We start from the raw sequence: 21,468 nt of genomic DNA on the forward strand, positions 1-21,468 counted from the left end.
ATCCCCATTCCTCACGTCAATGGTTGACACCGCGCGGATCGCCTCCCTTGTTTGAGGCAAGGCGGCTTGTGCGGCTCGGTGACGTTCAATCGTCGAAGCGGGATATAGGTGCGGTTTTTCTTGGAACAAGACCATCGTGCTGGCATTAGCGTCACCCTCGAATTCACCGACGCCAGCAAGGATGCTTCCGCCATGCAGACCCGCAAGATCGCCGCCTTTTCAGCCCTCTCGCTGGCCGTGCTGAGCCTGGCTGCCTGTCAGAAATCGCCCGAGCCCACCCCGTCCGAAAGCGCGACCGGTGCGAGCGAGGCGTTGGGCCCCGACGCCAAGCCGGGCACCAGCGCGAAGGCCGGACGCCTCGTCCTGCCCGTCGTCGCGGGGCGTCCCGCCGCGGTCTATTTCAGCTTCACCAACAGCGGCGACAAGCCCGTCGCGCTCGCCTCGATCCACATCGACGGCGCCGACAGCGCGGAGATGCACAAGACCGAAGGCGGCAAGATGAGCGCGGTCGAACGTCTCGCGGTCGCCCCTGGTGAAACCGTGACATTCACACCCGGCGGGTATCACGTCATGGCCTTCGATCTCGACACTGCGAAACTGGCGAGTGGCGGAACGACCGAAATGACGATCACCTTCGAGGATGGCGACAAGATCTCGATGCCGCTCGCGATCGAGAAGATGGGCGCCGGAATGGACACCGATGCGGGCATGGCGATGGACCACGCGTCCATGGACCACGGCGCGATGGACACGATGCAGCACTGATCCCGCGAGCATGGAGCACACGTGCCCGCCGGGTGAGGAACGCGGATTGACCGCTGCGGAAATTGCTCTGGCGCGCCGCGTCTTCGGCGACGCGATCGCCTATACTCCGGTACGCATCCGGCGCCGGCGCTGGTTTCCCTGGCAACCGCTGCGCACGGTCATGGCGCCGTGCGGCCACATCCATTTCCATCCCCGCGCGCAATTCTACTGCGACGACTTCGCCGCAAGCGGGATGGACCTGCAAGGCCTGTTCATCCACGAGATGACGCACGTCTGGCAGGCGCAGCGCAAGGGCTGGCACTTCCTGCCCACACACCGCCATCCCTGGTGCCGCTATGAATACACCTTGGAGCCGGGCAAGCCCTTCGAGCGCTACGGTCTCGAGCAGCAGGCCGAGATCGTGCGCCACGCCTTCATGCTGCTGAGCGGCGTATCCGTTGAAGGGTTGGCGCCGCTGTCTGTCTACCTCGAACTGCTGCCCTTCACGCCGCAACTGCGATCTGCGACCTGACGCCGGACACGAAAACGGGGGCTGGTGCACCGCTGCATCAGCCCCCGTTTTCGTGTTCATGAACGAGCCGAAGCGCGCTCAGCAGTGGTCGTCCCAGTAGCGATTGCCATGGCGATCGTACTTGTAGCAGCCATCCTTCTTCTTGACCTGCGACCCGGCCGCCGCGCCCGCAGCCGCCCCGATCGCCGCGCCAGTGCCGACATCGCCGCCAGCGACCGCACCGACACCGGCGCCGAGCGCACCGCCTGCCAGCGCGCCTTCGCCGGCATAGTTACTGGCACAGCCGGCCATCGCGAAGCAGCCAGCAGCCATGACGGGCAAGATCAGTTTACAGTAGTTGCGCATCCCATTTACTCCGGTAATCGTTTGTTACCAGAACCAACGGAGCCACCGGAAAAGAGTTCCGGAATTTCTTGGAAAGTTGGCCGCAAGGTGGCCCAAACGCAAAGCGGAGCCGCGACCTCTCGATCACGGCTCCGCTTGGAATGCGACCATCGCCAAAGGCGAAGCGCACGATCCGAAAAAGCTCAGTCCGGCTTCTTCGCGACGGCCACCATGGCCGGACGCAGCAGGCGGTCCTTGATCATGTAGCCCGCCTGCAATTCCTGCACGACGGTGCCCGGCTCGACGTCGGCCGAGGGCACTTCGATCATCGCCTGGTGCTGGTTGGGATCGAGCGGCAGGCCCATCGCGGCCACGCGGGTGATGCCGTGATTGGTGAAGACCTTGTCGATCTCGCGGCTCGTCGCCTCGATGCCGACCACGATGTTCTTCAGCTTTTCGTCCTCGCGCTGGTCGGCGGGAATGGCCGAAAGCGCACGGGCCAGGTTGTCGGCAACCGAAAGGATCTCGCGCGCGAAGCTGGTCGCCGAGTAGTTGCGCGCATCGGCGATGTCCTTCTCGAGGCGGCGACGCACGTTCTGCGTCTCGGCGCGCGCATAGAGCGCGTCCTGCTTGGCCACGGCGAGTTCCTCGCGCAGCTTGGCGAGTTCGTCCTGCGCGTCGTTGGCGTCCGGTTCGCCGTTATCGAGCATTTCCTCGGGCACCCCTTCCAGTTCGCGTGCCACATCCTGATCCACTGGCGGCTGCGTCTTGTCGTCAGTCATGTCTTCTTTGGTTCCAGCTATCCGATAAGCTTGCCCAGACTTCGGGCGGTGAAGTCCACCATGGGGACGACCCGCGCGTAATTCAACCGCGTCGGACCGATAACCCCCACCACGCCGATCACCCTGCCCTCGCGGTCGCGATAGGGCGAAGCGATGACAGAGGAGCCCGAAAGCGCGAAAAGCCGGTTCTCCGACCCGATGAAGATGCGCGTCGAGCGCGCCTCGCGCGCGCTTTCGAGCAATTCGGCGACCGACTGCTTGTTTTCGAGGTCGTCGAGCAGAGACCGCACGCGCTCGAGGTCGGACAGAGCGCTCTCGTCGAGGAGGTTCGCCTGGCCCCGCACGATCAGCACCGGGCGCGCCAACGCGTCCTCGCTCCACACAGCGAGACCGCGTTCGACGAGTTCACGGCTCGCCGCATCGAGCGCTGCCTTGCCCGAGGCGATCTCGGCCTGCATCAGCCGCGTCGCCTCGCCGAACGTGCGCCCCTTGAGGTGCGCGCTGATGAAGTTCGAAGCCGCTTCCAGGCTCCCCGGAGCCAGCGTCTCGGGAAGTTCGACGACCCGGTTCTCGACCGCGCCGTCATCGTCGACCACGACCGCCAGGGCGCGTCCCGGCCCCAGGGGGACCAGTTGCAGGTGCGAAAGGCGCGGTTCGCGCCGGGGGACCATGACCAGCCCCGCACTCGAGGTGAGATTGGAAAGGAGAGAGCTCGTCGCCTCCAAAGCGGCCTCGATAGGGCCGGGCGCGGAAAGGCCCCGTTCGATCGCCTGGCGCTCCTCGATGCTCGGCTCGGCCACCTGCATGATGCCATCGACGAACAGGCGCAGGCCCGCCTCGGTCGGCAGGCGCCCCGCGCTGGTGTGCGGCGCGGCAAGCAGGCCCAGCGATTCGAGATCCGCCAGCACCGAGCGGATCGAGGCGGAGGAAAGCCCGACCCCGCCCGGCCCCGCCAGCGCCTTCGAACCAACAGGCGCGCCCGTCTCGAGATAGCCCTCCACGACAAGGCGGAAAATGTCGCGCGCGCGACTGGTCAGTTCGGTGATCGGTGGGCTTGGCATGATGCGTGACAATTTAGGCTCTGCTCTTGCAGCCTCAAGCCTAAAGCGCGTAGGGGCGGCTCCAAGAACAGCGAAAGGCAAATTCATGCGACCTTCCGGCCGTGCATCCGACGAAATGCGCACCATCGACATCCAGACCGGCTTCACCAAGCACGCCGAAGGCTCCGCGCTGATCTCGTTCGGCGACACGCGCGTGCTGGTCACCGCGTCGGTCGAGGAAAAGGTCCCCCCGTTCCTGCGCGGCAAGGGCGAAGGCTGGGTCACGGGTGAATATTCGATGCTGCCCCGCGCCACGCACACGCGCGGCAGCCGCGAGGCGGCCAAGGGCAAGCAGTCGGGCCGCACGCAGGAAATCCAGCGCCTGATCGGCCGCAGCTTGCGCGCCGTGGTCGACATGAAGAAGCTGGGCGAGCGTCAGATCGTGCTCGACTGCGACGTGCTCCAGGCCGACGGCGGGACCCGTACCGCCTCGATCTCGGGCGCCTGGGTGGCGCTGCGCCTCGCCGTCGACAAACTGATGGCCGAAGGCAAGATCAAGGAAGACCCGATCATGGGCCGCGTCGCCGCAATCTCCTGCGGCATCTGCGAGGGCACCCCGGTGCTCGACCTCGACTATATCGAGGACAGCTCGGCCGACGCCGACGCCAACTTCGTCCTGATCGAAGGCGGCAAGATCGCCGAAGTCCAGGCCACGGCCGAGGGCGCGACGTACGACGAGGAAGGCCTGCTGCGACTGCTGCGCCTCGCCCGTATCGGCTGCGACCGCATCTTCGCCGCGCAGGCCGAAGCGGTCGGCAAGTAACTTTTCGAAACTGACAGGAGGGCGCACATGACCCGCAAGCTCGACGGCACCAAGCTCGTCATCGCCACGCACAACGCCGGCAAGCTGAAGGAAATCGGCGCCCTCCTCGCACCTTTCGGGATCGAGTGCGTCTCGGCCGGAGAGCTGGGTCTGCCCGAACCCGCCGAGACGGGTACGACCTTCGCCGAGAACGCCCTCCTCAAGGCCCACGCCGCCGCCAAGGCCGCGAACCTGCCCGCGCTTTCGGACGACAGCGGCCTTTCGGTCACCGCGCTTGAGGGGCGCCCGGGCGTCTACACCGCCGACTGGGCCGAACGGCAATGGTTCGAGGGGCCTTCGGGGCGCGACTGGTACATGGCGATGGGCAAGGTCGAGGGCCTGCTGGCCGAAAAGGGTCCCGAAGTCGACCGTTCGTGCTGGTTTTCCTGCACACTCGCGATCGCCTGGCCCGATGGCGACGAGGTGGTCTACGAAGGCCGCGTGAACGGTACTTTCTCCTGGCCGCCTCGCGGCACGATGGGCTTCGGCTACGATCCGGTCTTCGTACCCGAGGGCAGGGACGTGACCTTCGCCCAGCTCGACCCGGCCGAGAAGCAGGCGATGAGCCACCGCGCCGATGCCTTCGCCAAGCTGGTCGCGGAGCAGTTCGACCGCTAAGCTCACCCGATGGCTCGCGCTCTCTACATCCACTGGCCGTTCTGCCTGGCCAAGTGCCCCTATTGCGACTTCAACAGCCATGTTCGCGAGCGCGTGGACAACGGCGCGATGGAAGCCGCGATGCTGGCCGACATGCGCCACGAGCACGCCATTGCGGGCGGTGAACCGCTGCACTCGATCTTCTTCGGCGGCGGCACGCCTTCGCTGATGCCGCCCGCGCTTGTCGAGCGGCTGCTGCGTGAGGCCGAAGCGCTATGGGGCTTCGCTCCCGGCATCGAGATCACGCTCGAAGGCAATCCCTCCTCGGTCGAGGCGGCCAACTACGCCAGTCTCGCGGCCTCGGGAATCAACCGCGTCTCGCTCGGCCTCCAAGCGCTCGACAACGAAACCTTGCGCTTTCTCGGCCGCCTTCACGACGTCTCCGAGGGCCTTGCCGCACTCGACGTCGCGCAGCGGCATTTCGAGCGCGTCAGCTTCGATCTCATCTACGCCCGCCCCGGCCAGAGCCTCGCGGACTGGGACGCGGAACTGGCGCGCGCGCTTGGTTTCGGAACGGGCCACCTCTCGCTCTACCAGCTCACCATCGAGCCCGGCACCCGCTTCGAGACGATGGTGCGCAAGGGCGATTTCACACCGCTCGACGAAGACGCCTGCGCAGACATGTTCGCGCTCACCCGCGAACGCACGGCGGCGGCAGGCCTTCCCGCCTACGAGATCAGCAACCACGCGCGGCCCGGCGAGGAAAGCCGCCACAACCTCACTTACTGGCGCTACGAGGACTATTGCGGCATCGGCCCGGGCGCGCATGGCCGCCGCGCGGGTCAGGCCACGGTACGCCACCGCAAGCCCGAGAACTGGCTCGCCGCCTTCGAGACCGAGGCGCACGGCATCGTCGAGAGCCGCGATCTCGAACGCCCCGAACAGGCCTCCGAGGCCATGCTGATGGGCCTCAGGCTGCGCGAGGGCATCGAACTCGAAAGCCTCGCCCGGCGTTTCGGCTTGCCCACATCGGCGCTGTGCCACGCGGACAAGGCCGCGTTCTACGAGAGCCAGGGCCTCGTCTGGCGCGAGGGTGTTCGCATGGGCGTTACCGAGGCGGGCATGCCGCTCCTCGACGGGCTTCTGGGCGAACTCGTGCCTGCAGACCTCGTCACGCAATGACCCGCGCCGATGTCCTCGAGGCCTGGGGGCATCACCTGAGGCACGCGCTTCGCCGCAGCCCCCACACCGTCCGCGCCTATCTCGCGACCGCTGCCCGCCTGCTTGATTTCCTGGGTGTAGACATCACCACGCACGTCTCGTGGGCTCAGCTTGCACGCTGCGACACACAAGCCTTGCGCCAGCACCTGGCCGAGCGGCGGGGAGACGGTATCGGCAATTCCTCCTCCGCCCGTGAACTCTCCGCACTCAAGGCCTTCCTTGTCTTTGCGCGCAAGCAGACAGGTGACGACAGCGCCGCGCCGCCGCGTCTGCGCGGCCCGCGCGTCAAGAAGGGCATTCCCCGCCCGGTCACGCCCGACGAAGCGGTCGGGCTCGCCTCGATGGTCGACGACCTTGCCCGCGAAGACTGGATCGGCGCGCGCGACCGGGCCGTGCTGGTGCTGCTTTACGGCGCAGGCCTGCGCATTTCGGAAGCGCTCTCGCTGACTGGGGCCGCCCTCCCGCTGACCGACCGACTTGTCATCACCGGCAAGGGCGGGAAGCAGAGGGTCGTTGCCGTCCTGCCAATCGTGCGCGAGGCTATCGACGATTACGTCGCGCGTTGCCCCTGGCCGATGGCGAAGGAATCCGCGCTGTTTCGCGGCGCCAAGGGCGGCCCGCTGGCGCAAGGCATCGTACAGAAGGCGATGGCGCGAGCGCGCGGCGTGCTCGGGCTGCCCGAGACGGCGACCCCGCACGCGCTTCGCCACAGTTTCGCGACGCACCTGCTCGGTGCGGGGGCGGACTTGCGCTCGCTCCAGGAGCTGCTCGGCCATGCCTCGCTCGGCTCGACACAGATCTACACCCAGGTCGATGCCGCCACCCTGCTCGACGTCTATCGCCATGCGCATCCGCGCGAAGCGGGGGACTGACCTCTAGTCTTCCGCCGTGTCGGCGCGGTTCCAGGTCGCTACACGCCAGACATACCAGATGCCGGCCGCGACGATCATGGCGACGGTCGCCCAGCTAAGCCACTGTTCCGCGTCCTTGAAAGTCTTGCCAAGCCAGGCGCCGCCCGCAACGAGGGCGAGATTCCACACCCCTGCCCCGACGAACGTGAACACCAGGAAGCGCACATGGCCCATATGCGCTAGTCCCGCCGGGATCGAGATGAGCGTACGGAACATCGGCATGAAACGAAACACCAGGACGACCCAGTGTCCGTGGTGGCGCAAGAAGCGGCTCGAACGCTCGATGTCGTGCCACTCCAGCGTCAGCCAGCGCCCCCAACGCTCGACCACCGGCTCCAGACGTTCATAGCCCATGCGATGGGCTATGAGGAACAACACGTAGTTGCCTAAGGTTGCCCCCGCCGTGCCCCAGACCAGCACGGGCAGGAACGCCATGTCGTTGCGCGCAACCGCCAATCCCCCCAGCCCCATGATGAGTTCGGAAGGGATCGGGGGGACGATGTTCTCGAGCGCCATCAGCACGAAGATGCCGAAGTAGCCGCCCTGACGGATGACCTCGTAGATCAATTCGGTCATGTCACACCCCTCGTCCAGGGCTGTGAAAAAGCGTCACATCGCCGCGTGGCGCGCCTCGATCGCGTCCCAGATCATGGCCCCGGTATCGGTGCCGTTGAACCGGTCGATTGCGACAATGCCCGTGGGCGAGGTAACGTTGATCTCGGTGAGCCATTTTCCGCCAATTACATCGATACCCACGAAAACGAGCCCACGCGCACGCAGTTCCGGCCCGAGCGCCGCACAGATCTCCTCTTCAGCCGAAGTGAGCGTGCAAGCCTCCGCCGAACCGCCCACCGCAAGGTTGGAACGGAACTCGCCTGCGCCCGGTTTGCGGTTGATCGCGCCGGCCACCACGCCGTCGACCAGCACGATGCGCTTGTCGCCCTCGGAAACGTCGGGAAGGAAAGGCTGAACCATGAACGGCTCGACCCAGGCGTTCTGGAACATCTCCACCAGCGCGCCGAGGTTGCTGCCGTCCTCGGGCACGCGGAAGATCGCCTTGCCGCCGTTGCCGTGGAGCGGCTTCACGACGAGGTCACCGGGGAGACCGCGTTCGACCATCTGCGCCTGGAAGCGTTTCACGTCCTCGATACGGCGCGCGATGAAGGTGGGCGGCATGAAGCGCGCATAGTCGAGCACGAAGACCTTCTCCGGCGCGTTGCGCACCGAGGCGGGGTCGTTCACCACTAGCGTCTGCCCCTTGAGCCGCTCGAGCAGGTGCGTGGCGGTGATGTAGCCCAGGTCGAACGGCGGGTCCTGACGCATGAGGACGACGTCGATGTCCTTGACGAGGTCGATCAAGCGGTATTCGCCGCGCGTGAAGTGCGCCCCTTCGGTACGGCGCACCGTGATCGGCGCCCCCCAACAGGTCAGGCGGCCACCAGCCCCTTCGCTCGTATCGAACGCAAGGGTCCTCACGTCATAATGGAAGATCTCGTGGCCACGCGCCTGCGCGCTCAGCATCAGCGCGAACGAGGAGTCCCCGGCAATGTTGACGGTTTCGATCGGGTCCATCTGTACGGCTATGCGCAATGTCATGTTATCGTGTCCTGAGGATTTCCACCGGGAGCTCGCTTAAAGCGAATCATGGGCCAACGCGAATAAGCTTCGCGGGAAAGCACAGCACCATCTGGGAGTTTCGAAGTCCATGAACAAGACCACAATTGCACTTCTCGCTTGCGTCCTTGCCGCCAGCGCGACGGCGCCGCTCGCGCTGGCCGCCGAACCCGATCATGGCTCGGAACACCCTGCCAAGGATGCCAAGCACGAAGAAGGAAAGCACGAGGACGGCAAACATGAAGATGCCAGCCACGAAAAGGGCGGCGAGCATCACGATGGCGAGCATCACGAGGAAGCCAAGCCACACGGCTGAAACGAACCCCCGCCGACCCGTGTGGCCCTCATAGCCCTGGCATCCAGGCATTGGGTATCACACGTGGCCAGCAGCCCGGTGATAGCAGAAGGACATCGATCCGGACGCTGTCACCGGGCTTTGCATATCGACTCGAGACGAGTTCGGCTGCCGCTGCCACGCGGCGCAAGCGGTAAGCATCGATGGCCCGGTCAAGATCGGCCCGATTACGCCGCCATTTCACTTCGACGAAGCACAAGGTCCGGCCCCTGCGCACGACGATGTCGATTTCTCCGCGGTGGGTCTGCACGCGCCGGGCAAGGACCCGCCAGCCCTTGAGGCGCAAGTACCAGGCAGCCCAGGTCTCCGCGCGCCGCCCCTCGCGTTCGGCGCGATCGCGCGCAGCCCGATCACGCCACGGGCTCACCGCAGTTCGAGCGCGCGCGCGTAAAGCGTCTTGCGGTCGAGCCCGGTCGCCCGCGCGACTTTCGCGGCCGCTTGCGAGGCCTTCGAGACTTCAAGCTCGCTGCGCAGCAATGCATCGACATCGAGCGCGTCCACCGGCTTGTCCGCGGGCGGTGCGATGAGCAGCACGATCTCCCCCTTGGGAGGATGCTGCGCGTAATAAGCCGCCAGCTCTTCGGGTGAGCCAGTGCGGCATTCCTCGAACTTCTTGGTCAATTCGCGCGCCACTGAAACCTCGCGTCCGGGCATCAGCGCCCCGATCGCGGCCAGGCTCGCATCGAGACGCGGCGCGGTCTCGTAGAAGATCAGCGTCGTGCGCACCGGCGCGAGTTCGAGCAGGACGTCCTCGCGCGCCTTGGCCTTGTTGGGCAGGAACCCCGCGAAGAGGAAGCGGTCGTTGGGAAGCCCCGACAAGGTCATGCCCACCACTGCAGCATTGGGACCCGGGAGGCTGGTGACCGCGATACCGCGCGCGCGCGCCTCGCGCACCAGACGATAGCCGGGGTCGGAAATGAGCGGGGTTCCGGCATCGCTGACCAGCGCCACGGGATGCTCCTGCATCAAGGCCAGCAAGCGCTCGCGGTCGCCCTCGCCCGCGTGATCGTCGTAGCGGATGAGGCGGGTCTTGAAGCCGAGATGGTGCATCAGCTTGCCGGTGACACGCGTGTCCTCGCAGGCAACAGCTTCGACTTGCTGCAAAACCTCAACGGCTCGCCGCGTTATATCGCCCAGGTTGCCAATCGGGGTGGCGACTATATAGAGGCCGGGGTCTAGAGAATGTTCCATAACGAAACTCATGCCCAAGCACTACGGGAGCGGCAAGCAATGTTCGACACTGGCCTGAAAAGTTTCACGAACCGGCGCAGCCTGCTCGCAGCAGCGGCAATGACGCTGGTCGCGGGCTGCGCCGTGGTACCCAAGACGTCCGCACCCGATCTTCCGCCCGAGCCCAAGCCGAGCGAAAGCACCCTGCCCACCGACACCGCGCATCACCGCATTGCCCTGCTCGTCCCGACGACGGGCAGCAACGGAGAGGTCGGCCAGTCGATCGCCAACGCCGCGACGATGGCGCTGCTCGACACCAACGCCTCGAACCTTCGCATCACCACTTACGACACCGCAACCGATCCCGCCGGAGCCGCACGCCGCGCTCTCGCGGACGGCAACCGCCTGATCCTGGGGCCATTGCTCTCGGACAACATCCCCATCGTCAACGCCGCCGCGCACAAGGCTGGCGTACCGCTCATCTCGTTCTCGAACGATGAGAAGATGGCGTCGGGTTCGGTCTTCGTAATGGGCAACCTGCCCGGCCAGTCGATCGCGCGCACGGTCAAGTACGCGCGGTCCAAGGGCATCACGACCTTCGGCGCGCTCGTCCCGCGCGGCGACTATGGCGAGCGTACGAGTTCGGCGCTGATGAACACGGTGCGTGAGGGCGGCGGTGCGGTGATCGCGATGGAAGCCTATGACCGCAGCCCCGCCTCGATCCGCGCTGCCGCGCAGCGCATCAAGGCCAAGGGCGGTTACGGTGCGCTGCTCATTGCCGACAGCGGCTCGCTTTCGGCCCAGGCCGCGACCGAATACCGCGCTGGCGACGAGGGTAGCTCGGTTCGCCTGCTCGGCACCGAACTGTGGGGCGGCGAAAAGAAGCTCGCAACCACTCCTGCGCTTCGCGGTGCCTGGTTCTCGACCGTATCCGACCAGCGCTTCGCCCAGTTCTCGACGAGCTACCGCAGCCGCTTCGGTGCGCAGCCCTACCGCATCGCGACACTCGGCTACGATGCGGTGCTGCTCACCTTGCGCGTCGCGCGTGACTGGAAGCAGGGAACCAAGTTTCCGACCGCGAACCTGGTGTCGCCCGATGGTTTCCTCGGCCTCGACGGGCCCTTCCGCTTCACCCGCGGCGGCGTGGTCGAGCGCGCGCTCGAAGTGCGTGAAGTCGCAGCAGGCACTGTGCGCGTCGTGAACCCGGCCCCGACCCGTTTCGGCCCCTGATTTTCCAGGAAGGCTCCAAAACAGCGGAAAAAAGGGGGCACTCCGCTTGCTCGCGCGGATATGCGCCCCCTATAGATCAGGGCATGTCGGATAATCTTTTCGAGAACATGCCCGCATCGGGCGGCGAAACCTACGACGGCTCGGCGATCGAGGTTCTGGAAGGCCTCGAGCCGGTTCGCCGGCGTCCGGGCATGTACATCGGCGGCACTGACGAGCGCGCGCTCCATCACCTTGCCGCCGAAGTTCTCGACAACGCGATGGACGAAGCCGTCGCGGGCCATGCCAACCGTATCGAGGTCACGCTCGAGGAAGAGCCCGGCACCGCGGGACGCATCACCATCTCCGACAACGGGCGCGGCATCCCGGTCGACGAACATCCCAAGTACCCCGGCAAGTCCGCGCTCGAGGTAATCCTCTCGACGCTGCACTCGGGTGGCAAGTTCTCCGGCAAGGCCTATGCGACCTCGGGTGGCCTGCACGGGGTGGGTATTTCGGTCGTCAACGCGCTCTCGAGCAAGACGCGTGTCGAAGTGGCCCGCAACAAGGAACTCTACGCGCAGGAATTCTCGCGCGGGATGACGTTGGGGCCGATCCAGAAGGTCGGAGCGGCGCCCAACCGGCGCGGCACCGCCGTCACCTTCACGCCCGACACAGAGATTTTCGGCGAACTCAGGTTCAAGCCTGCACGCCTGTTCAAGCTCGTGCGCTCGAAGGCATACCTCTTCGCAGGGGTCGAGATCCGCTGGAAGTGTGCGCCCGCGCTCGCCGGAGAGGACGTGCCCACCGAGGCGACCTTCCAGTTCCCGGGCGGCCTTGCCGATCACCTTGCCGAACAGGTCAAGGGGCGCGAATGCGTCACCTCCGAGTTCTTCTCGGGCTCTCAGGATTTTCCGGACAACGACGAGGGCCTCCAGCAGGGCCGTGTCGAATGGGCGATCGCCTGGCCGCTCTATTCGGACGGCTCCTATTCCTGGTACTGCAACACCATCCCCACGCCCGATGGGGGCACGCACGAACAGGGCCTGCGCGCCGCGCTCACCAAGGGCATCCGTGCCTTCGCCGAATTGATCGGCGAAAAGAAGAAGGCCAAGGACATCACGCCCGACGACGTGGTGACGGGCAGCGAGATCATGCTCTCGGTCTTCATCCGCGACCCCCAGTTCCAGAGCCAGACCAAGGACCGCCTCACCAGCACCGAGGCCACGCGCCTGGTCGAAAACGCGGTGCGCGACCATTTCGACCATTTCCTGTCGCACAATCTCGAACGCGGCAAGGCGCTGCTCGGCACCGTACTCGAGCGCGTCGAAGAGCGCCTGCGTCGCAAGGCCGAGCGCGAGGTCAAGCGCAAAACCGCCACCAACGCCAAGAAAGTGCGCCTTCCCGGCAAGCTGACCGACTGTTCGGGCGAAGGCCACGGAGAGACCGAACTCTTCATCGTCGAGGGCGACTCGGCCGGCGGCTCGGCCAAGCAGGCGCGCGACCGCAAGACCCAGGCGATCCTGCCGATCCGCGGCAAGATCCTCAACGTCGCCTCGGCCAGCGCGGACAAGATCCGCGCGAACCAGGAAATCGCCGACCTGATGCTCGCGCTCGGCTGTGGCGTGCGCAAGGACTGCAACGCCGACAACTTGCGCTACGATCGCATCATCATCATGACCGATGCCGACGTTGACGGTGCGCACATCGCCACCTTGCTGATGACGTTCTTCTTCCAGGAGATGCCCGATATCGTGCGCAAGGGCCATCTCTACCTCGCGCAGCCCCCGCTCTATCGCCTGGTGTCGGGATCGACCTCGGCCTACGCGCGCGACGATGCGCACCGCGCCGAACTGGAAAAGACCCAGTTCAAGGGCAAGAAAGTCGAGATCGGCCGTTTCAAGGGCCTCGGCGAGATGAACCCGCAGCAGCTGCGCGAGACGACGATGGCACCCGCCAGCCGCTCGCTCGTGCGCATCACGCTGCCCAGCGAGTACGAAGACCGCGCCGTGGTCAAGGACCTCGTCGACCGCCTGATGGGCCGTAATCCCGAACACCGCTTCCAGTTCATCCAGAACCGTGCGGGCGACGTCGATCGCGACCTGATCGACGCCTGACGAGCGTACCTTGCGACGACGCCTGCGATCGATCCCGCGTCCAAACGAAAGGCCCGCAAGGCGATAACCTTGCGGGCCTTCTTTTATCTGACGATGCGCAGGGCTTAGAAGCCCATCGAGACCTTCAGACCTGCCGTGCGCCCCTCGGGCAGGCCGACGACGACCGCCGACTGCACCGAATAGTAGGCGTAGCCCGGCGTCAGCATGTAGTTGTCGTAAATCGAGGTGTACTGACGGTTGTCGAACAGGTTCTTCACCCAACCCTCGATGCGCGTCTGACCGAACTTCACGCCGGCACGCACATTGACCACGCTGCGGTCGGGCGTGCGCACGGTATTCGCGACGTCCGACCACACGCCCGACTTGAACGAGTAGTCGGCACGGGCGAACCAGCTCGTGTCCGAGCCCTTGAACGTATCCTCGAGCGAGATGCCTGCGACCGCCGAGTACTTCGACGTGTTCGGCATCTGCTTGCCCGAGAAGTCCGAGATACCCGTCAACGCCGTGGTCAGCGGATAGGTATAGTCTTGCACGTCGGTGTCGTTGATCGAACCTCCGGCGTTGAGCGAGACGATGTGGTTGACGCGCCAGTTGGCCTCGAACTCGATGCCCCACAGGTTTACGCTACCGGTATTGGCCACGCCCGACAAAATCTGGGCGTTGCCGCTCGAATCGACTGCGGTTACTGCGATCGTGTTGAGCTGATCGCGCCATTGCGCGTAGTAGACGTCCGAGCTGAACGTGACCGCGTTGTTGAACAGTGCGCCCTTCAGACCCAATTCGTAGTTCGTGACCGTTTCAGGCTTCACTTCGACCTGGAGGCCGGCCTCTGTGGCGCTTTCGACGATGGAATCGCTATAGGTCAGGAAGCTCGAGTTGAATTGGCCCGGGTTGACCGCCTTCGACCATGAGGCATAGACCATCAGGTCGGAGCCGGGGATGTCGTACTGCACGATCGCACGCGGCAGGAAGTTGACGTAAGTCTTCTGGAGCAACAGCGAACCGTCATCGTACGTCCCGGCCGCGATGCCAGTCGCATCATTGGTGACGGTGGTCCCGCCTTCGCCCGAATAAGCGCTGAGAGTATCCCACTGAACGCGGCCTTCCGCACTGATGCTGATTCCGTTGTCGAACTTGTAGGTCACTCCGCCGAAGATGCCCCAGGTTTCCGCCTCGCTCTTGCCGCGACGCTTGATCGTGGCCGTCGAGAGGTCGGTCCCGCCGCCGCCGCCCGAGGTGACCGTGGCGTCGAGATAGCTGGCGCCAAGCGTGGCATGGAGCGCGCTGGTATCGTAGGCGAAGCGCACTTCCTGCGACACGTCCTCGTTCCGGCTTTCAGCCACGTAGATATAGTTGAAGTAGCCCGGGCCATACGTCGTCGTAATCGATGAGGTGTCGGCGTTGTCGCTGTCGAGAAGCGTCGCGTAGTTCTCGAAGTTGTAGCCCGTCAGGCTCGAAACGCTGAACCCGTTGCCCAGATCATAATCAACGTTCAGGTGCGCGTGGTAGTAATCGCGCACAAGCCCGTAGTGATCGAGATCGTCGTTGAACAGGCTGCCCTGGCTCGACAGCCAGTCCTTCTCGTAATTCGTCATGCTGGTGTTGGTGGCAATGCCATTGGCCAGCTTAGGAGCGACACCGCAGAACCACGGATTTCCGTTCGACGTGGTGCAGTTCGACTGGTCGCTGAAGATCGAACTGCCATCCGTTCCCGAATAGTCGTGAGTGGCCAGGATACCGGTCGCGGACGGGCCGTCATCGTCCTTCGAATAGAGACCGAAGGCCTTGATCTTCAGGTTCGAACTGGGCGTAAACACCATGTAGGCGGTGTAGCTCTCGCTGGACTGATCCCCCATCGTGCTACCGTTGTAGCCGTTGGTATAGCTGCCGTCCTTCGCCCACTTGTCGCCGGTGACGCGGAAAGAAAGGACGTCCTGGACGACAGGGACGTTCAATTCGCCGTAGAGCTCATAATTGTTGCGGGTGCCCAGCGTAGCCTCGACCTTGCCGCCGAGCTCGTCGCCGGGATCGCGGTTCACCACGTTGATCGCCCCTGCAAAGGTCTGCCGGCCAAAGTAGACCGGCTGCGGCCCCTTGAGCACTTCGACACGTTCCGGGTTGTTGATCGAAGACAGCGCCGAAGTCGACGAAACCGGAACCCCATCGATGAACATCGACGCGGTCGACACGGTCGGCGAGGACGACGTGAAGCCACGGATGATAACCTGGGCATACGAACGGTCGGCGCGGCCCGAATAATTGTTGTTGATGTTGAGACCCGGCGTTTGCTGGGCGAGGTCGATGACCGTGGTCACGCCCTTGGCGGCCAGTTGGTCTCCCGTGAACCCGGTGATCGCGATCGGCGCGTCGAGCACCGATTCCTCGCGCTTGCGCGCTGTCGTGACCAGAATCGTGTTATCGATCGGGTGGGCTGCGGTGTCACTGGTTTCCTGCGCGACGGCAGGTACGGCGAGCGTCGCGGTTCCCGCGAACAGGGCGCACGACAGCGCCCGCACACCCGCGCGGCGTTGAATGATCCTCATTTCTCTTCAAATCCCCAAGCTTGGCGCGGCCTCCTGATACAGCCGCGCGTCAACAACTCCCGGACACTATCGCACCGACTTTTCACGCCGCGTCGCGAACCCGACCCTGCAAGCGGCCGAGCGCACGTCCCGTTTCAGACGCATCCGATTCAACGTGTCATTTTGATATGACAATATGGGTTATTGGTGGGTGATCCGATTTGCACATCACCTGACTAATAAGCTTATCGCCAGTCGGACAATGCGCTGAGAAGCAAGGTTCGAATGCCAGGGGTCAAGTTGGTCCATTGATGAAATAGCCCTGCATCACCAGTGCAACGTTCGGATATTTTTAGCGCAATCTCTTGATATAAAGCGCTCCTTCACGGTTCTCGGTCGCGAAGTTCGGCAAGCTCTGAACGAGTTCTGAAAGTCGCGAGAAGCCATAGCTTCGCGCATCGAAGCTCGAACGATTGGCAACGCGCTGGCCCACTTCGGAAAGGCTTGCGAACCCGTCGTCATCGCGCCGACTGGCGCGCCAGGCGTCGCCTAGGAGTGAGATCAGCGTTTCATCGACTTGTGGAATTCGCCCGTTTGCCTTTTCGTTCGTACCGGAAGGTTCGGCAGCAACAGCGCCAAGATCGATGAAACGGGTGCATGCCTCCCGGAATGCCTCCGGCGTGCGATCGGTGCCAAAGCCGTAGACCGGGGTTCCATTTTGCCGAATCCGGATGGCGAGCGGCATGAAATCGCTGTCGCTGGTCATCAGCCCGAAACCATCGACATGACCGTCATAAAGCAGGTCCATCGCATCGATCGTCATCTTCATGTCGGTCGCGTTCTTGCCCTTGGTCAGGTCGAACTGCTGCTGCGGTTCGAGCGCGTAACGATGAACGAGGCTCGACCACCCCTTGAGTGCGGGCTTGCTCCAGTTGCCATAGGCCCGCCGGATATTGACCGTGCCCAGATCACCCAGGATCGTCAGCGCACTCTCGAGGCTGGAAGGCGACGCGTTATCGGCATCGATCAAAAGAGCGATGTTGCGCGTGCGGCTGGTCGGGCGCTGAGCCATGGGTCTTGTCCTCTTCAATCGGCCCGCTCCCGGGCCTCGTCCGTTCGACCAAAGCAATACACCGCAGGCCACGAGGTTGCATGCGAAGCTTCGGCTCCGCCCTGCCCCCTTGCAATGCCCTCGCCCGCCTACCAAACTAAGGCGACAATCCGCGCCCGGATGACAAGGATCCACGATGCAACGCTTTGAAGGCACGAGCCAATATGTTGCGACCGACGACCTGAAGGTCGCAGTCAACGCCGCCGTCCTGCTGCGCCGCCCCTTATTGGTGAAAGGCGAACCGGGCACCGGCAAGACGGTTCTCGCCGAACAGATCGCCGAGGCGCTGGACGCGCCGCTCATCACCTGGAACGTCAAGTCGACGACCAAGGCCCACCAGGGGCTCTACGAATACGACGCGGTCGGTCGCCTGCGCGATGGGCAACTGGGCGAAGCGCGCGTCCACGACATCTCGAACTACATCCGCAAGGGCAAGCTGTGGGAAGCCTTCACCAGCGAGCGCCTGCCCGTGCTGCTGATCGACGAGATCGACAAGGCCGACATCGAGTTTCCCAACGACCTGCTCGCCGAACTCGATCGCATGGCCTTCGACGTCTACGAAACCGGAGAGCACATCGCCGCGCGCGAACGCCCGATCGTGGTGATCACCTCGAACAATGAGAAGGACCTGCCCGACGCATTCCTGCGCCGCTGCTTCTTCCACTACATCGCCTTTCCCGACCGCGCGACGATGGAGGCGATCATCGACGTCCATTTCCCGCAAATCCAGAAAACCCTGGTGCGCAAAGCCATGGAAATCTTCTACGAATTGCGCGAGGTACCCGGCCTCAAGAAGAAGCCCTCGACCAGCGAACTGCTTGACTGGCTCAAGCTCCTGATGAACGAGGACATGCCGCTCGACGTCCTGCAAAGCCGCGACGCGGGCAAGGCAATTCCACCTCTCCACGGAGCCTTGCTCAAGAACGAACAGGACGTCATGCTCTTCGAACGCCTGGCGTTCATGGCCCGGCGCGGAAACGGACAATGACGACACCTTATACCGGACGCTGCGCCTGTGGCGCGATCACCCTCGAAATCGCCGGAGAGCCTGTTGGTACGCGCCAGTGCTGGTGCCGCCAATGCCAGCAACTCGCGGCGGGCGGCCCTACCAACAATGCGATGTTCAAGGCGCAGGACGTCACGCTTCAGGGCGAAACCGCCTCGGCAAGCTGGACGGCCGCCAGCGGCAATACGCTGACGTTCCATTTCTGTCCCAAGTGCGGGACGCAAATCTATGGACAAAGCTCGGCCCGCCAGCACCTCATGACGATGCGCATGGGGGCACTCGATGCCGATCACGGCCTGCGACCCTCCATGGCGATCTGGACTGAAGATGCGCCCGATTGGGCGGTCATCGATTCCGAGCTCGAAGTCTGGCCCCAGCAACCTCCGGCTCCGCCCCCGGCGTGAGCACCGCGCTCGAACACACCCGGTTCGCCCGCGTGCGAACGCGGCTGGAGGCCTTCGAGCCGCGGCCTGGCTGGCGCGCGTGGACCTACGAATTCCTGCTTTTCGGCTTCAAGCAAGGCTGGGCCTGCCTGTTCGGCGGCCTGCTGCTCGTGCTCCTTTTCGCCACCCACCTCTTCTATCCCGACACGGCCCCGCTCACCCGCTACGATTTTCTGACGATAGCGGCGCTTGGCATCCAGCTGGCCATGCTGGCCTTGCGGTTGGAGACGCTCGACGAGGCCAAGGTCATCCTTGCCTTCCACGTCGTGGGCACGGTCATGGAGCTGTTCAAGACAGCGCATGGGTCCTGGCTCTATCCTGAGCCCAGCTTGCTGCGGATCGGCGCAGTCCCCTTGTTCTCGGGCTTCATGTACGCCGCCGTCGGCAGCTACATCGCACGGGTCTGGCGCATTTTCGACTTTCGCTTCACCGCCTATCCGCCGCGCGAGTGGAGCGTCTTCCTGGCCATCGCGATCTACGTCAATTTCTTCGCACACCATTGGCTTCCCGACGCGCGGCTGGGCCTCTTCGCCTGCCTCGGCTTGCTCTTCGCCCGTACCCGCATCTGGTTTCGCGTCTGGCGTGAGGATCGCTGGATGCCACTGCTCCTGGGCTGGTTCCTGGTCGCGCTTTTCATCTGGTTCGCCGAGAACCTCGCAACCTTTTCGCGCGCGTGGATCTACCCGGCGCAGGCCCATGGCTGGACCCTCGTGCATCCTGCGAAGCTGGGGGCCTGGTATCTTCTCATGTATATCTCGTTCGTGCTGGTTGCCGTCGTCCATCACCCCCGAACGCGCCAGCTGCCCGGCGCCGGAACGCCCGCGCCATGTTCCTGAACTTTGTCGACGAACTGCGCCATGCGGGGATCCAGGCCTCACTCAAGGAGCACCTTCTCCTGCTCGAAGCGCTCGACAAGGGCGTGATCGCGCAGACACCGGAAGCCTTCTACTATCTTGCCCGCGCGACGTTCGTGAAGGACGAGGGCCTGCTCGACCGCTTCGACCAGGTCTTCCAGAAGGTCTTCAAGGGGGTCTTCACCGAGTTCGGACAGCAGCCGGTCGAAGTTCCCGAGGAATGGCTCAAGCAACTCGCCGAACGCTATTTCACCCCCGAGGAAATGGAGCGGATCGCCTCGCTCGGCGATTGGGACACGATCATGGACACCCTGCGCCAGCGCCTTGAGGAGCAGAAGGAGCGGCACCAGGGCGGCAGCAAGTGGATCGGCACGGGCGGCACCTCCCCCTTCGGCCACTCGGGCTACAATCCGGAAGGGGTGCGCATTGGTGGCGAAAGCAAGCACAAGCGCGCGATCAAGGTCTGGGAAAAGCGCGAATTCGCGAACCTCGACAATACGCGCGAACTTGGCACCCGGACCATGAAAGTGGCGCTGCGGCGGTTGCGACGCTTTGCCCGCGAGGGCGCCAGTGAGGAACTCGACCTCGATGCGACCATCCGCGGTACCGCCAAACAGGGCTGGCTTGACATCCGCATGCGCCCCGAACGGCACAACGCGGTGAAGGTGTTGCTCTTCCTCGACGTCGGCGGATCCATGGACCCCTTCGTCACGATGGTGGAGGACCTTTTCAGCGCAGCCACCGGCGAATTCAAGAACCTCGAGTTCTTCTACTTCCACAACTGCCTCTACGAAGGCGTCTGGAAGGACAACGCCCGGCGCTGGTCGCAGCGCATCGCGACCTGGGACATCCTTCATAAGTACGGGCATGACTACAAGGTGATCTTCGTGGGGGACGCGGCGATGAGCCCCTACGAGATCAGCTATCCGGGCGGATCGGTAGAACACATGAACGAAGAGCCCGGCTCAAGCTGGATGCGCCGCGTGGTCCAGACTTATCCCGCAACGGTCTGGCTGAACCCCGTGCCCGAACCGCAATGGGGTTACACGCAGTCGACCAGGATGATGCGCGAACTGGTCCAGGACGCCATGTTCCCGCTGACCCTTGCCGGTCTCGACGGCGCGATGCGGCACCTGACCCGCCGCACATGATCGCGCTTCGAACACGTGGCGCGTGAATAAGTGCATGGGTGGTATGCATTCGTGACGAATTGCATGCCGCGCCGCCAACGACCATCTTCTAGGCATGCACCAGACCATGCCCTCCCTCTTCGTCGGCCACGGCTCGCCCATGACCATGATCACCGACAACCCCGAGCGCCGTTTCCTGGAGGCGCTGGGTCGAGCGTTGCCCCGCCCCAAGGCGATCCTCACGGTCACCGCGCATTGGGAGACGCGAGGGGCAACGCACTTCAGCGCAGAGGAATTTCCCCGCACGATCCATGACTTCCGGGGATTTCCTCAGGAACTTTACGAAATGCTCTATCCGGCCGCGACCTCGCCCGAACTGCAGCAAGCCATCGCCGCGCGCGCTGGCGACATTCCCGTTCGCGGCGATGCGAGCTGGGGCTTCGACCACGGCGTCTGGGGCGTGCTGCGTCCACTCTTTCCCGAGGCCGACATTCCCGTAGTCGCCATGAGCATCAACCACGCCCTCACGCCCGAGCAGCACCTGACCCTGGCCCAAAGGCTAGCCCCCCTGCGCCGTGAAGGGGTGCTGATCGTTGCGAGCGGCAACATCGTGCACAACTTGCGGCTCTGGCGCGGTTCGCAAGGAACCAAGCCGGAATGGGCCGTCGAATTCCAGCAGCGGATCAACCAGGCCGTGATCGCCAACGACCTTGCCGCGCTCACGCAATTCTCACGCGAGGACCAGGCGGCCGCCAACGCGATCAATTCGGCGGAACACTACCTGCCGCTGCTCTACGCTGTCGGCGCGCGACTGCCCGAAGACCAGGTCGGCCTGTTCAACGACACCATCGACTCGGCGCTGTCGATGACCTCGTACCTGCTGGGCGACACCCGCGTCCTCGACGAGGTCGCCCTGCCCGCGTGATC

General features: G+C 64.3%; 23 protein-coding genes. 14 read left to right on the top strand and 9 right to left on the bottom strand.

Features of this window, described 5'->3' with window-relative positions:
• Positions 1 to 192 precede the first annotated feature (192 nt).
• Together HT136_RS11435 and HT136_RS11440 are read left to right on the top strand one after the other, a co-directional pair.
• The gene (locus tag HT136_RS11435) at positions 193 to 765 is read left to right on the top strand and encodes a copper chaperone PCu(A)C (protein WP_214199903.1); all 573 of its coding nucleotides are present in this window, start codon (positions 193 to 195) and stop codon (positions 763 to 765) included.
• Positions 766 to 775: 10 nt separating this feature from the next.
• Positions 776 to 1,276: a vgr related protein gene (locus tag HT136_RS11440; protein ID WP_214199904.1), complete on the top strand. Its 501-nt coding sequence runs from the start codon at positions 776 to 778 to the stop codon at positions 1,274 to 1,276.
• Positions 1,277 to 1,354: 78 nt separating this feature from the next.
• Here the strand turns inward: HT136_RS11440 and HT136_RS11445 are convergent, their stop codons facing one another.
• From HT136_RS11445 to hrcA, 3 genes are all read right to left on the bottom strand, one after another.
• On the bottom strand, positions 1,355 to 1,621 hold the full coding sequence (locus HT136_RS11445; protein ID WP_214199905.1) for a glycine zipper domain-containing protein: 267 nt from the start codon (positions 1,619 to 1,621) through the stop codon (positions 1,355 to 1,357).
• 182 nt (positions 1,622 to 1,803) lie between these two features.
• Positions 1,804 to 2,382, bottom strand: a complete 579-nt coding sequence (gene grpE / locus HT136_RS11450; protein WP_214199906.1) for a nucleotide exchange factor GrpE — start codon at positions 2,380 to 2,382, stop codon at positions 1,804 to 1,806.
• A gap of 17 nt (positions 2,383 to 2,399) precedes the next feature.
• Complete coding sequence (gene hrcA, locus HT136_RS11455; protein WP_214199907.1) at positions 2,400 to 3,443, bottom strand: heat-inducible transcriptional repressor HrcA; 1,044 nt, start codon at positions 3,441 to 3,443, stop codon at positions 2,400 to 2,402.
• 85 nt (positions 3,444 to 3,528) lie between these two features.
• Here hrcA and rph point away from each other — a divergent pair, with 85 nt between their 5' ends.
• From rph to HT136_RS11475, 4 genes are read left to right on the top strand one after another with little or no spacing between them, the layout of a single operon-like run.
• A complete protein-coding gene (rph, locus tag HT136_RS11460; RefSeq protein ID WP_214199908.1) occupies positions 3,529 to 4,245 on the top strand; it encodes a ribonuclease PH in 717 nt (238 codons plus the stop codon).
• A 27-nt stretch (positions 4,246 to 4,272) separates the two neighbouring features.
• Entirely contained in the window at positions 4,273 to 4,902 is a 630-nt protein-coding gene (gene rdgB / locus HT136_RS11465) for an RdgB/HAM1 family non-canonical purine NTP pyrophosphatase (protein ID WP_214199909.1), read from the top strand.
• Positions 4,903 to 4,911: 9 nt separating this feature from the next.
• On the top strand, positions 4,912 to 6,063 hold the full coding sequence (gene hemW, locus HT136_RS11470; protein ID WP_214199910.1) for a radical SAM family heme chaperone HemW: 1,152 nt from the start codon (positions 4,912 to 4,914) through the stop codon (positions 6,061 to 6,063).
• Positions 6,060 to 6,974 (top strand): tyrosine recombinase XerC, encoded by a 915-nt coding sequence (locus tag HT136_RS11475; protein ID WP_214199911.1) that lies wholly within the window; start codon positions 6,060 to 6,062, stop codon positions 6,972 to 6,974. Before hemW ends, HT136_RS11475 begins: the two co-directional genes overlap by 4 nt.
• 3 nt (positions 6,975 to 6,977) lie before the next feature.
• Here the strand turns inward: HT136_RS11475 and HT136_RS11480 are convergent, their stop codons facing one another.
• Both HT136_RS11480 and gshB read right to left on the bottom strand, forming a co-directional pair.
• Positions 6,978 to 7,589, bottom strand: coding sequence for a DedA family protein (locus tag HT136_RS11480; protein ID WP_214199912.1), 612 nt, complete (start codon positions 7,587 to 7,589; stop codon positions 6,978 to 6,980).
• 33 nt (positions 7,590 to 7,622) lie between these two features.
• Entirely contained in the window at positions 7,623 to 8,609 is a 987-nt protein-coding gene (gene gshB, locus HT136_RS11485) for a glutathione synthase (protein WP_214199913.1), read from the bottom strand.
• A gap of 109 nt (positions 8,610 to 8,718) precedes the next feature.
• Between gshB and HT136_RS11490 the strand changes: the two genes are divergently transcribed.
• Positions 8,719 to 8,943, top strand: a complete 225-nt coding sequence (locus HT136_RS11490) for a hypothetical protein (protein ID WP_214199914.1) — start codon at positions 8,719 to 8,721, stop codon at positions 8,941 to 8,943.
• Between the two features lie 28 nt (positions 8,944 to 8,971).
• Here the strand turns inward: HT136_RS11490 and HT136_RS11495 are convergent, their stop codons facing one another.
• Entirely contained in the window at positions 8,972 to 9,349 is a 378-nt protein-coding gene (locus tag HT136_RS11495; protein WP_214199915.1) for a YraN family protein, read from the bottom strand.
• The gene (gene rsmI / locus HT136_RS11500) at positions 9,346 to 10,173 is read right to left on the bottom strand and encodes a 16S rRNA (cytidine(1402)-2'-O)-methyltransferase (RefSeq protein ID WP_214199916.1); all 828 of its coding nucleotides are present in this window, start codon (positions 10,171 to 10,173) and stop codon (positions 9,346 to 9,348) included. Before rsmI ends, HT136_RS11495 begins: the two co-directional genes overlap by 4 nt.
• Before the next feature lie 39 nt (positions 10,174 to 10,212).
• Between rsmI and HT136_RS11505 the strand changes: the two genes are divergently transcribed.
• The gene (locus HT136_RS11505; protein ID WP_214199917.1) at positions 10,213 to 11,382 is read left to right on the top strand and encodes a penicillin-binding protein activator; all 1,170 of its coding nucleotides are present in this window, start codon (positions 10,213 to 10,215) and stop codon (positions 11,380 to 11,382) included.
• Positions 11,383 to 11,465: 83 nt separating this feature from the next.
• A complete protein-coding gene (parE, locus tag HT136_RS11510; RefSeq protein WP_214199918.1) occupies positions 11,466 to 13,475 on the top strand; it encodes a DNA topoisomerase IV subunit B in 2,010 nt (669 codons plus the stop codon).
• A 104-nt stretch (positions 13,476 to 13,579) separates the two neighbouring features.
• Here parE and HT136_RS11515 read toward each other — a convergent pair whose 3' ends face one another.
• Positions 13,580 to 16,018: a TonB-dependent receptor gene (locus HT136_RS11515; protein WP_214199919.1), complete on the bottom strand. Its 2,439-nt coding sequence runs from the start codon at positions 16,016 to 16,018 to the stop codon at positions 13,580 to 13,582.
• Positions 16,019 to 16,349: 331 nt separating this feature from the next.
• A complete protein-coding gene (locus HT136_RS11520) occupies positions 16,350 to 17,069 on the bottom strand; it encodes an NYN domain-containing protein (RefSeq protein ID WP_214200087.1) in 720 nt (239 codons plus the stop codon).
• 175 nt (positions 17,070 to 17,244) lie between these two features.
• Between HT136_RS11520 and HT136_RS11525 the strand changes: the two genes are divergently transcribed.
• The 5 genes from HT136_RS11525 to ygiD all read left to right on the top strand — a co-directional run bounded on the left by HT136_RS11525 (position 17,245) and on the right by ygiD (position 21,466).
• A complete protein-coding gene (locus HT136_RS11525) occupies positions 17,245 to 18,096 on the top strand; it encodes an AAA family ATPase (protein WP_214199920.1) in 852 nt (283 codons plus the stop codon).
• Complete coding sequence (locus HT136_RS11530) at positions 18,093 to 18,518, top strand: GFA family protein (protein ID WP_214199921.1); 426 nt, start codon at positions 18,093 to 18,095, stop codon at positions 18,516 to 18,518. Before HT136_RS11525 ends, HT136_RS11530 begins: the two co-directional genes overlap by 4 nt.
• Positions 18,515 to 19,393, top strand: coding sequence for a DUF817 domain-containing protein (locus tag HT136_RS11535; protein WP_214199922.1), 879 nt, complete (start codon positions 18,515 to 18,517; stop codon positions 19,391 to 19,393). The genes HT136_RS11530 and HT136_RS11535 overlap by 4 nt, the downstream gene beginning before the upstream one ends.
• Positions 19,384 to 20,562 carry a vWA domain-containing protein gene (locus HT136_RS11540; RefSeq protein WP_214199923.1) on the top strand — a complete coding sequence of 393 codons (1,179 nt, stop codon included), beginning with the start codon at positions 19,384 to 19,386 and terminating at the stop codon, positions 20,560 to 20,562. Before HT136_RS11535 ends, HT136_RS11540 begins: the two co-directional genes overlap by 10 nt.
• A 106-nt stretch (positions 20,563 to 20,668) precedes the next feature.
• On the top strand, positions 20,669 to 21,466 hold the full coding sequence (ygiD, locus tag HT136_RS11545) for a 4,5-DOPA-extradiol-dioxygenase (protein WP_214199924.1): 798 nt from the start codon (positions 20,669 to 20,671) through the stop codon (positions 21,464 to 21,466).
• Positions 21,467 to 21,468 lie beyond the last annotated feature (2 nt).

It is taken from the genome of Novosphingobium profundi (genome assembly GCF_018491765.1).
GTDB lineage: Bacteria > Pseudomonadota > Alphaproteobacteria > Sphingomonadales > Sphingomonadaceae > Novosphingobium > Novosphingobium profundi.

Coding starts and splice junctions, on each gene's coding strand:
- HT136_RS11435 (WP_214199903.1), top strand. CDS start 193: ATGCAGACCCGCAAGATCGCCGCCTTTTCAGCCCTCTCGCTGGCCGTG.
- HT136_RS11440 (WP_214199904.1), top strand. CDS start 776: ATGGAGCACACGTGCCCGCCGGGTGAGGAACGCGGATTGACCGCTGCG.
- HT136_RS11445 (WP_214199905.1), bottom strand. CDS start 1,621: ATGCGCAACTACTGTAAACTGATCTTGCCCGTCATGGCTGCTGGCTGC.
- grpE (WP_214199906.1), bottom strand. CDS start 2,382: ATGACTGACGACAAGACGCAGCCGCCAGTGGATCAGGATGTGGCACGC.
- hrcA (WP_214199907.1), bottom strand. CDS start 3,443: ATGCCAAGCCCACCGATCACCGAACTGACCAGTCGCGCGCGCGACATT.
- rph (WP_214199908.1), top strand. CDS start 3,529: ATGCGACCTTCCGGCCGTGCATCCGACGAAATGCGCACCATCGACATC.
- rdgB (WP_214199909.1), top strand. CDS start 4,273: ATGACCCGCAAGCTCGACGGCACCAAGCTCGTCATCGCCACGCACAAC.
- hemW (WP_214199910.1), top strand. CDS start 4,912: ATGGCTCGCGCTCTCTACATCCACTGGCCGTTCTGCCTGGCCAAGTGC.
- HT136_RS11475 (WP_214199911.1), top strand. CDS start 6,060: ATGACCCGCGCCGATGTCCTCGAGGCCTGGGGGCATCACCTGAGGCAC.
- HT136_RS11480 (WP_214199912.1), bottom strand. CDS start 7,589: ATGACCGAATTGATCTACGAGGTCATCCGTCAGGGCGGCTACTTCGGC.
- gshB (WP_214199913.1), bottom strand. CDS start 8,609: ATGACATTGCGCATAGCCGTACAGATGGACCCGATCGAAACCGTCAAC.
- HT136_RS11490 (WP_214199914.1), top strand. CDS start 8,719: ATGAACAAGACCACAATTGCACTTCTCGCTTGCGTCCTTGCCGCCAGC.
- rsmI (WP_214199916.1), bottom strand. CDS start 10,173: ATGGAACATTCTCTAGACCCCGGCCTCTATATAGTCGCCACCCCGATT.
- HT136_RS11505 (WP_214199917.1), top strand. CDS start 10,213: ATGTTCGACACTGGCCTGAAAAGTTTCACGAACCGGCGCAGCCTGCTC.
- parE (WP_214199918.1), top strand. CDS start 11,466: ATGTCGGATAATCTTTTCGAGAACATGCCCGCATCGGGCGGCGAAACC.
- HT136_RS11515 (WP_214199919.1), bottom strand. CDS start 16,018: ATGAGGATCATTCAACGCCGCGCGGGTGTGCGGGCGCTGTCGTGCGCC.
- HT136_RS11520 (WP_214200087.1), bottom strand. CDS start 17,069: ATGGCTCAGCGCCCGACCAGCCGCACGCGCAACATCGCTCTTTTGATC.
- HT136_RS11525 (WP_214199920.1), top strand. CDS start 17,245: ATGCAACGCTTTGAAGGCACGAGCCAATATGTTGCGACCGACGACCTG.
- HT136_RS11530 (WP_214199921.1), top strand. CDS start 18,093: ATGACGACACCTTATACCGGACGCTGCGCCTGTGGCGCGATCACCCTC.
- HT136_RS11540 (WP_214199923.1), top strand. CDS start 19,384: ATGTTCCTGAACTTTGTCGACGAACTGCGCCATGCGGGGATCCAGGCC.
- ygiD (WP_214199924.1), top strand. CDS start 20,669: ATGCCCTCCCTCTTCGTCGGCCACGGCTCGCCCATGACCATGATCACC.